We start from the raw sequence: 12497 nt of genomic DNA on the forward strand, positions 1-12497 counted from the left end.
CGGTTCCTCTCCCCGTCACCACAGTCGGCGGCGGGCCAGTGCCTGCCGCGCGGTCTCGCGCCGGTCCGACGGTTCGGCCTCGAAGGCCTCCGCCACCCGCCCGGACACCACGCCGTGCGCCAGCCCGGCGGACGTGGTGAAGTACGCGTAGTGCACTTCGTCCGTGCCCTGGGTCTGCCCGGCAGGACGCTCACCGGTGGTGGTCCCCCAACTGGCCACGGACGCCGCCGCGTACGTACGTACGGCGGCGTGGCCCCGGTCGGTGGGGACGATTCCGTCCGCCTCGATCACGAACGACAGCGGCTGCTCGCACGCCAGCGCGGTGAACAGGGCGATCATCAGTTCGTGGGTCACGGTGTCGCGCAGTGCCCCCGGCCCGGCGTCGTCCAGCAGGTAGGACGCGAACGCCTCCTCCGCGGACAGCCCGGGAGTGGTGTACGGGATCAGCCGGTACCGGGCGAAGTGCGCCGAGCCGAGGAAGCCGGTGAGCAGGTCGGCCTCCGTGGCACCGGCGTCCTGGAGCAGCCCCAGGCCGCGCGGGAACGTGGTCCCGAGGCTGCTGCCGCTGCCGGGCCGCCAGACCTGGGAGCGCAACCGCCGTGCGGTGGTGTCCAGTTCGGCCAGGTCGACGGAGGCCAGGCACTCCAGCTCGCCGGGATCCGCGGCCACCGCCTCGGCGCCCTCGTCGGCGAGCCGGGCCCGCAGGTCCGCGTCCAGCAGCAACCGCATGAGCAGGTCGGTGAGTTGCTCGCCGTCCAGTGACGCGCCCGGTTCCACGGTCGTCACGCCGCCTCCCCGCGCTGCCAGTCGGCGACCAGGTCGCGCAGCCGGGCGTAGTTGCGCCGGGACTTCTCTACCAGCTGTCCGTCCTCGCGGTACATGGGGTCCTCGTAGGACACTCCGAGGAGGTTGGGGCAGCGCGGCAGCAGGTACTCGGTGAGCTCCAACTGCTCGTCCAGCAGGACGCCGTGGTGCAGGTCGCGGAACTTGCCGCCGACGATCTGGCAGCCCGACAGGTGCAGTTCGCGGCACCGGGACAGGGGCAGTGCCTCGATACCGTCGTACATGCTCGCTCCGGTACGTCCCCTCAGCCACTGGTAGCTGAGCAGATGGCCGACGTCGAGCGTCACCCGCACGTCGGCGTCCTCGGCCAGCCGGGCGAAGTACTCGAAGGCGTCCATGTGCCCCAGGACGAACGAGCCGCCCTCCGTGAAGCCGGGGAACTCGACGTGCAGCGGCGGTTCGAGCAGCCGGGCCGCCTCCGCCACGTTCCGGGTGGCGATCTCCAGGCCCGGCTCGGTCAGCGGCGGCGGGAGCGGGTAGGGCATCGGTATGCCGCGCAGGCTCCAGATGCCCAGGTCCTCGACGACCCAGGAGAAACCGTAGCGGGCGGCCAGTTCGTTGGTGAAGTCGGCGGCCGGGCGGCGGTCGTAGGGCTCGGGCGTGCCCATGTTCAGCTCGGTCTGGTGGAAGGCGCGGGCCGTTCCGGCCGGCACCGCCTCGAAGAAGCGGTCGTACGCGCTCACGTAGTCGGCCGGCCCTACGCGGGCGCGTGAGCGCGGCTGGAACGCGAGGGCCGAGTAGGCGAAGTCGCCGCCGTGGCGGTGCAGGAAGGCACGGACCCGGTCGGTGATGTCTCCGCCGCCGTCGTCGCTCTCCACGAATCCGATGCCGCGCCTGCCGAGGCGTCCGCCGCCCCACGGCATGTCCATCAGGACCCCCAGGCCCATCCGGGGCGGGGCCTCGGTGACGGTGACGGTTGGGGCGCCGCCTGGTGCGGTGCGCGACGGTTGCGTCATGAGGAGCTCCTGGCTGAGAGGGCCGGGTCGGCCGAATGTGCCGGGTCGGGGGTGCCGGCTGCCGCGGCGGCCAGCCGGGCCAGCAGGCGGCGGCCACGGTCGGTGCGGGCCGTGAGCAGGCCGTCGGCGCGCTGTTCCACGTCGTCGCGGGGAAGTGCGTAGAACCGCTCCCGGACGAGGTCGGCGAGGGTGACGCGGTCGGCCGCGTGGTCGGCGGCGTACGCGGGCACGGTGCGGACCCACGGGTGCGGGCGCAGGGCTGTGACGGCGGGTGCGCGAGGGCCGTTCGGGGCGGGGCGCGAGGGTGCCGAGCCGTTCGTGCGGCCCGGTCTGACGGTGTCGTAGATCCGCACCAGCCGGTCCAGTGCCTCGGTGCGCGTCGGGCCGCCGGGGACGGACAGGGGGTGGCCGACCCGGCCGGCCAGGTAGCTCAACTCCGGGTTGCCCGCGAGGCGTTCGGAGTCGTCGAGGGCGAGCCCGTACTCCTCCGGGCTGTCCACGAGTCTGCTGCCGGGCTCCGCGACCATCAGCTCCAGCGCGTCGATGCCGATCCGCCGTTCGTTGTCGACGAGGAAGCGCAGGGATGCCTCGAACTCGTCCGGCGTCTCGTCCAGGACCTGACCCATCACGCTGAACCGCACGGCGATGCCCGCAGCGTCGAGGTTGTCGAGGATCAGCTGGTAGTCGGCGGCTCGCACGCCCCGCTCCATCCGGTCCAGCAGGCGCTGCGAGGTGCCCTCGTAGCCGACCGAGATCATCGCGCAGCCGACCGCGGCGAGGTCGTGGCAGAACCGCGGGTCGGTCAGCACCGACTCCAGTCTGCTGCGGACGCCGAACCGGACCCGTATGCCGCGTTCGCGTACCGCGTGCATCGCCTTCCGGATCAGCCGCAGGTTGGTGTTCTCGTCCGCGACCGACACGTACCGGGTGCCCGTGGCGCGGACCACGGACTCCACCGCGTCGGCGATCTGGGTCGCGGTGCCCTGCTGGTAACCGCCTTGCGGGAGCGACCGGTTGCCGTACGAGCAGAATGCGCACCGCCCCCAGTAGCAGCCGACGCACGAGACGATCGCGAGCTCCAGGGCGTCGTTGAGGTAGGAGCGGAACGGCAGTCCGGTGAAGTCGGGTGGTCCGAGGTCGCGGAAGCGCAGGGTCACCGCGGGCCCCGTGCGCGGCCCGGCCCCGGAACGGGGCAGCCAGGTCATGCCGGGCACGGCGGCGAGCGGGACCGTCCCGTCCAGCGCGTCCAGCCAGCGTTCGAGCGGCTCCTCACCGGCGGTCGTGCACAGGGCGTCGACCGTTTCCCGTACTCCGGGGAGCCGGGCGAGGGCGTGATGACGGAGCATCACCTGCTGTCCGCCCAGGCAGACTTGCGTGTCCGGCGCCAGCCGCCGGACCCAGGCGGCGATCAGCAGCGCGGGCGCGAGCTGGCTGAAGAACGCCACGGACAGGCCGACCACCCGGGGGCGATGCCGGCCGAGCAGCCCGGTCACCAGGCGGTGCAGCGAGGCGACCGGTACCCCCGAGGTGGCGGGTGGCCGGTCCGCGGCCCGGCGTGCGGCATCGTCGAGCCGGTCGAGGTTCTCCCAGGTCCGCACCAGGAAGGTGTCGCGGACCAGCAGTTCGAGGCCCAGAGAGGCGAGCCGGACCGCGCGGTCGGGGCCCAGCTCGCCGGCCGGCTCCTTGTGCAGGACATGGGCACGCAGCTCGCCGATGTGCGCGGCGAAGACGTCGGCCACCGCTCGGCGGTACCAGTCGCGCACGGCCGAGTCGTCGTCGCCCGTGTCCTGGGCGCGGACCGCGTCGTCCAGCAGCGCGGGACGGTGCAGCAGTTCGTGGAGCACGGCGATGTTCAGGTCGGCCTGGTGAACCCGCCGGCCCCGGCGCCGCAGGTGGCCGGTCAGGTAGGGCAGGCTCAGATACGGGAAGAACCTGGCCTCGGTCTGCGGCGGGAAGATCAGCAGGACGTCGGTGCGGGTACGGTCCGTCGACTCGCTGGACGGCACGACCCACCTCCTCGGCTCACCGGTCTCGTCCGTCGCAGAGTTGCCCAGGCTCCCGGGGTCCTATTCGGGGATGTCCTCCGTGTTCTCCGCAGCGATGTAGGTGTACGTGTGGTACGCCGCGCCGAGCTTCAGCTCGCTGGAATCGATCACCTGGAGTTCTTCGAGCTCACCGAATTCCTCATCGGCGAGTGTCTCAGGAGATACAGCAGTCATGATTTTCTCCCCTTCGCAAACATGATGGGAACGTGTCGCTGCCGTGCGTGGCGCCCACGCTAGCCAGACCACACGCACGTCAACAGCCCACACGTCGTCGTTCGGGCGTTGGAATCCAGCCAGATCAGTGGCTCATGGAGACACTGCGGCACCAGGGCGGCGCAGCAACAGCCACAATCACCATGACCCATATTCGCCCCAGGTGCCGGGCAGTTCGGGAAAATAGGGGACAACGCCGTACAGAGAACAACGCCGTTGTGCTGCTGGAGGGATGTGTGTACCGCCATGTCGATGCGGCCGTGGTTCGGGCGGCGGTCCGGCATCCCGACCACCCGACGGTCTGGCCGGACCTGACAGGACCGTCCGCGCACCCGGAGTCGTGGCGCGCGTGGCTTCAACAGACCTGGCGGTCAGCCGATTTCGCCACCGCGGTCGCGTTCTCCAGCCCGGACCTGGCGAGTCGGGTGCATCAGATAACCGCCGGCGAACCGGTGCCGGAGCCCGCCGTGCGGCGCGCGACCCTGTCGGTGGTGCGTTACCTGCTGCGCGCCCGCGCACGTGCCACTCCGTTCGGCCTGTTCGCCGGTGTCCAGGTCGTCCGCACCGGGGCAACTCCCCTGCTGCGTACGGGCTCCGACCATCGGGCGGTCACCCGGCCGGACGCGGCGTGGACCGCGGCTCTGGTCGACGGGCTGGAGGAACTCCGGGAGCTGCGGCCCCGGTTGACGCTCCTCGCCTCCAGCCTCGCGTTCGAGCGCGACGGACGCCTGATGATCGAGCACCGATCGAGCAGTGCGAACGGCGGCGACCCCGTGCACGTGGGGATACGTACGACCGGGCCGGTCCGCACGGCCATGGACGGCGCACGGACACCGGTCCTGTGGGCGGATCTCGCGGCAACACTGTCCGCCGGCTTCCCGGCGGCTTCGCCCACCGCGATCGAGAACCTGCTCGCGAACCTGGTACGACAGCGGTTCCTGATCACCGCTCTGCGTCCCGCGGTCACGGCGTCCGACCCCACCGCCGTGCTGCTCGGACCGATACCGCGGCAGCTGCCCGTGGCTGCTGAACTGAGTGCGGTCGCGGCCGAATTGGCACGGCACGACGCCGCGATCACCACCCCCGCGGGTGCCCGCGCCGAACGGACACGGCTGACGGCCGCGATGACACGGCTCTGTCCCACCGCGAAACCCGCGCTCGCCCTCGACCTGCGGCTGGACTGGGACCTGGTGATCCCGGAGGCGGTGGCCGAGGAGGCGGCGAAGGCCGCCGCGGCACTCACGCGCCTGGCGCCGAGGGCGGCACTGAGCACCGAGTGGGTCGCCTGGCACGGCCGCTTCCTCGATCACTACGGCCCGGGAGCGGTGGTCCCCGTCCTGGACGCCGTTGGCCACCTCGGCTACCCGTCCGGCTACCTCGGGACCACCGGCGCGACGACGGGCCCGACAACCGGCCCGACGCTGACCGCCAGGGACAGCCGGCTGCTGCGGCTCGCGTACGCCGCCGCGACGGGGCGCCGCCGGCACGTCCGACTCGATGACGCCGCGATCGACGAACTGGCGGTGGCGGATCACGGCAGGCCCGTGCAGCCGAACACCGAGTTGACCGTGCGGGTCCACGCCGCGAGCGTGTCCGCCCTGGAACAAGGGGAGTTCACGCTGCACGTCGTCGGGGTGGCCCGTGCGGCGGGAAGAGCGACCGGACGTTTTCTGCATCTCTTCGACGCAGAGGACCGCCGCCGGATGACCGAGGTGTACGCGGGCGTGCCCGGAGTGCAGCAGGACGCGCTGACAGCGCAGATCAGTACCACCCCGCTGTACATCCGCTCGGCGAACGTCTCGCACGCCCCGCAACTGGCGGAGCTGGTGATCCCCCTCGGCGACTACCACGGCCCCGACGCGGACCGGCTGCCCGTGTCGGACCTGGCGGTGACCGCCGACGCCGGGCAACTGCACCTGGTCTCGGTCTCCCGCCGCCGCCCGGTGCACACGATGCTGCCGAACGCGGTGAGTCTGAGCCACCACACCCATCCGCTGGCGCGGTTCCTGGTCGAGGCACCGGTGGCACTGACCGTCCCGTGCAGCGGGTTCTCGTGGGGAGCGGCCGTCTCCAGCCTGCCGTTCCTGCCCGCACTGCGCTACGGGCGCACCGAACTGGCCCCGGCCCGCTGGACCCTCGGCATCAACGACCTGCCCGACGCGCGGACACCGTGGCCGCAGTGGGACAAGGCCCTGGCCGAGTGGCGCCGTGAGGTTCTCCTGCCCGGGCAGGTGTACCTGGGCGACGGCGACCGGCGTATGAGCCTGGACCTGGCGGAGCCCTCGCACCGGGTCCTGCTCCGCACCCATGTGGAGCGCGACGGCAGGGCGCTGCTGCGTGCCGCACCGGAAGCCGGGGACCTGGGCTGGACCGGCGGCCGCGCCCACGAGATCGTCATTCCCCTGGTCGCCGTGGATCGGCCTCGTGCACCGGTCCGCGGATCGGGCTCCGCCGTCACTCAGGAACAAGGCCGTCTGCCGGGCTGCGGCGACCTGCTCGCCATCAGCCTGCATGGGCCCCGCGACCGCCAGGATCCACTCCTGACCCGGCATCTGCCGTCCCTGCTCGGGGAGTTGGGAGAGCCCCGCTGGTGGTTCGTCCGCCATCGTGATCCCGAGGATCACCATCGTGATCCCGAGGACCACCTACGTCTTCGTCTGGCCTGCACGCCCGGTTCGCTCGGCACCGCTGTCGGGCAGGTCGGCGAGTGGACCGAGCGGCTTCGGCACGCGGGCCTGGTCACCGACGCGAGTCTGGAGACGTACTACCCGCAGACCGCGCGCTTCGGCGGCCCCGCGGCGATGGAAGCGGCCGAGGAGTGCTTCGCCGCCGACTCCGCCGCCGTCCTCGCCCAGTTGACCGCGCAGGCCGGCCCGGGCGCTGCCGCGAGTGCGGTGACCGCCGCGAGCATGGTGGACATCGCCGTCAGCCTGCTCGGGGACACCGCGAAGGCGATGACCTGGCTGGTCGCGCACACCCGCACGGACAGGAGCGCGCCACCGCGGGCGGTCTACGACCGGACCATCGCCCTGACGACCGCCGCCCTCACGCCCGGGGCCCCCGGCATCCCGGTGCTGGACACACACGTCACCGCGACCTGGTCCGCCCGCCGCGCCGCACTGGCCGCCTACCGCGGCGCGCTCGATGCTGCGGGGACACTCACCCCGCAGGACGTGCTCCCGGATCTACTGCGTCTTCACCACGTCCGCATGCACGGGCCGGGACTTCCCGAGGAACGCACACACCTGCACCTGGCCAGAGCCGCCGCACTGAGCTGGACGGCACGAGCGAAAAGAACGCCGTGACGACGACAGCAGTTCCTCATGTCCCGCTCCGATCAACGCTGTTGAGCGGGAAGCACCAGAGCAGGGCATCGGCGAAGAGTCCTCGCCACCACGCGTAGTCGTGTCCGCCGGCGAACTCCCGGTAGAGGGTGTCGTAGCCCTTCGCGGTGAGCACCTGGTCCAGCCAGCGACTGTGGGTGTTCGAGCTCTCCAGTTCACCGACGTCGTGGAAGACGCGGATCGGTGCCTTTGCCGCGGCCAGGTAGTCGGCGATCAGTGTGGGTACGGGGGTGCGGCGCAGCAGTTCACCTGCCCCGGTGCCCCACCTGAGGTCAGGGTGGTACCCGCACGACGGGGACTGGAGGATGGCGTTGCCGAACGTCGTCGGGTGGTGGAGTGCTGTCCAGCCGGCGCACAGACCGCCGAAGCTCTCGCCGGCCAGCGCGACGTCACCGGGGTCCCGCGAGAGCGGATAGCGGTGGTGGAGCCACGGCAGCAGTTCCTCGACCAGCATCCGGGAGAACGCCGGGTTGCAGAGCAGCTCTTTGTCGCGCTGCGGTGCGGGCTGACCGACCAGGACCACCACGCAGGGTCGGACCAGCCCCGCCCGGACCAGTGCGTCACGGACGCCCGGCGCGCTGTGGTCCGGCGTCCCGTCCAGGTGGATCACGAAGGGCAGTGCGCTCTCCTCCGAGAACTCCCCCGGCGGCATCGAGACCCAGATGCGGCGTTCGTCTCCCAGGACCTCGCTCGCCAGCACGGCTTCTTCCACCGCGGGGGCCGGCCCGTCTTCGGCCTGATCGAGCCAGGGCAACGGCACCGCGTCGGGCAGCACTGCCACCGAGGCCCCGGAGAACCGCTCCACCGAGCACTCCGAGAACCTCGGTGGCGGGTTGAACGGGTCCGGAACCCGTACGCCCTCCCCCGTCGGCCCGCGTCGAGTGAACACGTACGAGAAGCGCAGGTCGGAACGCATCCGCAGGGTGAGTGCGCGGAACGGCGTCCCCGCCACCGGGGCGAACTCCGTGTCGATCGGGTTGAAGCCGATTCGGGGGCCGATCACCACCGAGAGGGTGACCGTCGTGTCGTCTCCGGGTTCGTCGACGAACGTCACCTCCACCTCGTCGGCGGAGACCCGCTCGACAAGCGGTGCACCCGTCTCCTCAAGGTGCTGCCGGAAGCTACCCGGGCTCCACTCACCGGTCGCCGGCTTCTCGACCAACGGGTCAGCCATTTGATGTCACTGCTTGCCGGGGAGGGTCGCCAGTGCGCTGTCGAGCGAGTCCAGGTACCGGTTGACGGGCCCGTAGGAGTTGTTGCCGGGGCAGAAGACCCCCAGCGCCCGGTCGGAGCGCACGGCGGGCAGCGCCTTCCAGGTGTTGGTCGTGACCACCGACTCGAAGGGCTCTGTCGGCCGGCCGTCGGCGTCGACGGAGTAGGTGATCACGTCGTACTTGGACAGCTCACTGATCTGCTCGAACGGCAGGGCTTCGTAGGCCAGGGGGTCCTTGCCCTCGGCCGCCTTGGGGAGGTCCAGGCCGATGTCGTCCCGGGCGATCTCGGAGCAACCGATGTCGGCGATGTAGAAGGTTCCCGGATCGTTCCAGGTTCCGCGGGAGACGTCGACGAACGAGGTGCCGTTGATGACGCTGCCGTAGTTCTTCTGGATCTTGGCGACCTTCTCCTTGAACTCCGCCTTGTGCCGGCTGAGCTCGTCCGCGACGTTGCCGGCCTCCGCGATCGCGTCGGCGAAGGTCTTCCACTCGGTGTCGAGCCCCCAGCTCACGGTCGGGGCGATTGTCTCGAGTCGCTTGCCGACCTTGTCCCAGTCGGTGGCGGAGAACTGGACCAGGATGAGATCCGGCTTGAGGGCGGCGAGCTTCTCGAGGTCCACCTCACCGCCGGTGCCGCCGACGACCTCGGCCGCCTCGTACGCGGCCCTCTGTTCCTTGGGCAGCACGTCGAGGTCGGAGTCGGACGCCTCGGTGACACCCACCGGCTTGCCGCCCAGGTCGATGAAGGGGAGGTTCGTGTTGCCGATCGTGACGATCCGCTGCGGGTCGACGGGCACCTTGATGGTGCCGTTCTCGGCCTTGATGCTGCGGGTCTCGGTGGCCTTGCCGCCGGTGTCGTCGCTGTCACTGCCGCAGGCGGTGAGGACGAGCGACGCGCTCATCAGTGCGGCGGCGAGGGTTGCGCCGCGTCTCATCGGAGGGGTGTTGCTCATGGGTGTTCTCGTCTTCTCTCTTCATTCTCGGGACGAGGGGGGCAGCCAGTGGTTAAAGTTAGGTGATCCTTACCTAATAAAGTGTGCGCAGGCTGCCGTGGGGTTAGGAGATGTGGGATGAGGAGATGGTGCTCCCCGCCTCGTTCATCGCCTCGTTCATCGCCTCGTCGGGTGTTCGCGCGCGGCAGCGTAGGCATGATGGAGGTGTCCGCGATCCGCGGGCCGGTGATGCCCTGGACGTGCGGGGCCGGATCGACGACCGACTCGTCGTTGATGCCGACGCGGCAGGTGCCGGCGGGGTGGCTGGTCGAGACCGTGGGGCTGCGCCGCAAGCGGGTCGGTGTCAGCGGGACCGCGGCCCTGGGACGCTCCGGCGTCGCGCGGGAGCGCCCCAGGGGTGTGCCGTGGAGTGCTTATGCGGCCGGCATCGGGTGCGCGAGGAAGAAGTTCCAGATGAGGGGCGTCGCATCGATGGTGGTCGGGGTGGCCGTGTCACCGTTGGGCACGGTAGCGGGCCACACGTGACCGCCGTCCTCGATGCGGTAGTGCTCCACCGCGCTCGCGCCGGCGCAGGACGGCCACACCTGACGGACGACGTTGGTCTTGACCCGGGTGTTCTGCGGAGTGGCGGCGCAGCCGTCCCGGCGGGCCCAGGCGGCGAGCCAGGTCGGGAGTGAGGGCAGGCCCTTCGAGGCGTCTCCGTTGTAGGGGATGGTGGAGTCGGCCTGTCCGTGGAAGTCAAGGACGGGGATGGGGCGTTGGGGCTGGCAGGTACCGCCCTGTGGGTAGAAGGCGCCCGCGACGGTGGCCACGGCGGCGACCCGGTCCGCGAGGCGGCAGCCGACGAGGGCGGCGAAGCCACCGCCGTTGGACTTTCCCGAGGCGTAGATCTTGCGGGGATCGACACACAGGTCGGTCTGTAGTTGGGCGATCATCGCTCTGGTGAAGGCGATGTCGTCCACTCCCGGGGCGGAGTAGGGCGCGCCCTGCCAGGCGGTGTCGCCGTCGGTGCCGGTGACGCCCTGCGGGTAGACGAGCAGGGCGTTGACCGCGGAGAACTGGGTGAGGCTCTCCTGGTAGGCGGCGGTACGGCCGTGGCCGTGGAAGGAGAGGATGAGGGAGCGCGGGTTGGTGCCGGTGTAGGTGGCGGGGATGTGGACCCGGTAGGTCCGTTGGAGGCCGCCGACGGTGAGGGTGCGGCTGGTGGTTCTGCCGGGCGGGATCTGGGAGTTGGGGCCGGCGCAGCCCGCTGCCGCGGCCGGCTGGGCCGGGGCTGCCGCGGCGGCGGGCGTGAAGGCGGCGGCGCTCAGGAGGACGGCGGCCACGGTGGTGGCGATCATCCGGACATGGCGGGACATGTGCTCTCCGATCGGGACCGGGAGCGCCGGACCCATGCCTGGGCCCGGCGGCGCGATGCGGGTGGGGGCGGAGCAGATGAAGCACAGCGTCGACTGCGTTGACGGTGGCTCTCGCGAGGACCGTCGGCCGGGACCTTAGCGCCACTTCATGGCCACGCAATATGCTCCGGACACACCTTTCCGGCCGCATGCCTTCGCCTCTTGAAGCCGGCAGTTCTCGCGACCACTTCCGCATACCGTTCTCGCGGAGGAAAAGAGCAGATCAGCGATGATGCCTGCCACGTGGAAAACCATGGCAGGCACATCCGGTTGAGGTCGCGAACTTAATGAACGAAACGCCTCGGACCACGCCCGGCTCACGGCGTCTCGGCAACCGCCTCGTGAAGGACATCGCGGATCTCGGCGAGCAACCGGCCGGACGATCCGTAGCCGTTGGCGGTCAGCCGCAACTGCCCGTCGTAGGTGATCACACTGATCCGGTCCTCACCCTCAAGCTGGGACGGCGCGATGCCGCCCCACAGGGCGACGGGCCTGAGGGCGCCCTTCAGGGACACGACGCCCTTGTTGCTGACGAGGATGTCGTAGGCGAACGATCCCATGACCGCCGTCGCCGTCGCCGCGTCGGCGTGGACGGGAACGTACTTCTGGATGGCCGCACTCGCGGCGGAGATCGCGGCGGGCGACCTCGGGCCGGCCAACGCGTCCCGCACCGCGCGTGCTTGATCCCACAGCGTGTCCCCGCAGAACGGCTCCGATCCCGTGCGGGTCGCGGCGTGGTAGTCGACGCAGACTCCGTCCCCACCGATCCACGGCCGGAGATCGAACGGCGTCAGCACCCGCACGTACTCCTCGCCTCCCACCACACTCCTGGCACGGGCAGCGGCCACGGACACGACCGAGTGCACCGTGGTCTTCTCCTGCCGACTGCGACCCGCGAGCCGCCGGGTGAACACCTCGTCCAGCGTGAGCGTGGCAATCGCAGGGACGGCGCCGTCGTACGGCCGCCCGGCGACGGGTATGTCCATCCGCGGGTCGTCGGCCGGAGGCGGCCCCGCCTCCAGCTCCGTCGGAGCCGGCAGCAGACTGCCTATCAGGTCCTCCTGTGCCGGCGGAAACGGGAGAGGCGCCAGTTCCTCGCCGTTGAGCGCGCGCACCATGTCCCTGACGAGAGCCATCGTGCCGACTCCGTCGGCCACCGAGTGATAGAGGGTCAGCAGCAGTACCGACGGACCTCCGTCGCCGATCAGTACCGCGCGCATCAGAGGAGCCACGGACGTGTCGAATCCCTTGACGACCTCTTCGCCGGCCACGCGCTGCCATGTCTCGGCGGGCCGGCGCAGCACCACCAGACCGATCGGCGGCACGGGCTCGGGCCGGTAGAAACCGAGCCGGCTCACCGGGTGGTCCTCGATCTGCGCTTGCAGGAGTGGATGGCGCCGCTGAACGGCGGCGAGGGCTCCGGAGACCTGTTCCGCGGTGAGTTCCACCGCGAACTCCACGGCCATGGTGAACAGCATGGACAGGTCGCCCATGTTCCGGTGATACATACGCTCGACAGCCCCGAGTGGCCG

At 70.8% G+C, this 12497-nt stretch carries 10 protein-coding genes; 1 reads left to right on the forward strand and 9 read right to left on the reverse strand.

What is annotated here, in order from left to right:
• Nucleotides 1–15: 15 nt before the first annotated feature.
• Genes ACIQAC_RS23025 through ACIQAC_RS23040 form a run of 4 tightly spaced genes read right to left on the reverse strand, consistent with a single transcriptional unit; the run spans nucleotide 16 to nucleotide 4018 of the window.
• The gene (locus tag ACIQAC_RS23025; RefSeq protein WP_402193764.1) at nucleotides 16–786 is read right to left on the reverse strand and encodes a hypothetical protein; all 771 of its coding nucleotides are present in this window, start codon (nucleotides 784–786) and stop codon (nucleotides 16–18) included.
• Entirely contained in the window at nucleotides 783–1799 is a 1017-nt protein-coding gene (locus ACIQAC_RS23030) for a DUF692 family multinuclear iron-containing protein (RefSeq protein WP_402193765.1), read from the reverse strand. The genes ACIQAC_RS23025 and ACIQAC_RS23030 overlap by 4 nt, the downstream gene beginning before the upstream one ends.
• Nucleotides 1796–3805, reverse strand: coding sequence for a B12-binding domain-containing radical SAM protein (locus tag ACIQAC_RS23035; RefSeq protein WP_402193766.1), 2010 nt, complete (start codon nucleotides 3803–3805; stop codon nucleotides 1796–1798). The genes ACIQAC_RS23030 and ACIQAC_RS23035 overlap by 4 nt, the downstream gene beginning before the upstream one ends.
• Nucleotides 3806–3865: 60 nt before the next feature.
• Nucleotides 3866–4018, reverse strand: a complete 153-nt coding sequence (locus tag ACIQAC_RS23040; RefSeq protein WP_402193767.1) for a hypothetical protein — start codon at nucleotides 4016–4018, stop codon at nucleotides 3866–3868.
• Nucleotides 4019–4317: 299 nt separating this feature from the next.
• On the opposite strand from ACIQAC_RS23040, the gene ACIQAC_RS23045 reads away from it, so the two are divergent.
• Nucleotides 4318–7362 carry a lantibiotic dehydratase gene (locus ACIQAC_RS23045; protein ID WP_402193950.1) on the forward strand — a complete coding sequence of 1015 codons (3045 nt, stop codon included), beginning with the start codon at nucleotides 4318–4320 and terminating at the stop codon, nucleotides 7360–7362.
• Nucleotides 7363–7378: 16 nt separating this feature from the next.
• Here the strand turns inward: ACIQAC_RS23045 and ACIQAC_RS23050 are convergent, their stop codons facing one another.
• The 5 genes from ACIQAC_RS23050 to ACIQAC_RS23070 all read right to left on the reverse strand — a co-directional run bounded on the left by ACIQAC_RS23050 (nucleotide 7379) and on the right by ACIQAC_RS23070 (nucleotide 12458).
• Complete coding sequence (locus ACIQAC_RS23050) at nucleotides 7379–8575, reverse strand: alpha/beta hydrolase (protein WP_402193769.1); 1197 nt, start codon at nucleotides 8573–8575, stop codon at nucleotides 7379–7381.
• 6 nt (nucleotides 8576–8581) lie between these two features.
• Nucleotides 8582–9550, reverse strand: coding sequence for an ABC transporter substrate-binding protein (locus ACIQAC_RS23055; RefSeq protein WP_402193770.1), 969 nt, complete (start codon nucleotides 9548–9550; stop codon nucleotides 8582–8584).
• Nucleotides 9551–9564: 14 nt separating this feature from the next.
• Nucleotides 9565–9900: a GMC oxidoreductase gene (locus ACIQAC_RS23060; protein WP_402193772.1), complete on the reverse strand. Its 336-nt coding sequence runs from the start codon at nucleotides 9898–9900 to the stop codon at nucleotides 9565–9567.
• Nucleotides 9901–9981: 81 nt separating this feature from the next.
• Nucleotides 9982–10926 carry an alpha/beta hydrolase family esterase gene (locus ACIQAC_RS23065; RefSeq protein ID WP_402193774.1) on the reverse strand — a complete coding sequence of 315 codons (945 nt, stop codon included), beginning with the start codon at nucleotides 10924–10926 and terminating at the stop codon, nucleotides 9982–9984.
• A 356-nt stretch (nucleotides 10927–11282) separates the two neighbouring features.
• Nucleotides 11283–12458 carry a hypothetical protein gene (locus ACIQAC_RS23070; protein ID WP_402193776.1) on the reverse strand — a complete coding sequence of 392 codons (1176 nt, stop codon included), beginning with the start codon at nucleotides 12456–12458 and terminating at the stop codon, nucleotides 11283–11285.
• Nucleotides 12459–12497 lie beyond the last annotated feature (39 nt).

It is taken from the genome of Streptomyces sp. NPDC088387 (genome assembly GCF_044753385.1).
GTDB lineage: Bacteria > Actinomycetota > Actinomycetes > Streptomycetales > Streptomycetaceae > Streptomyces.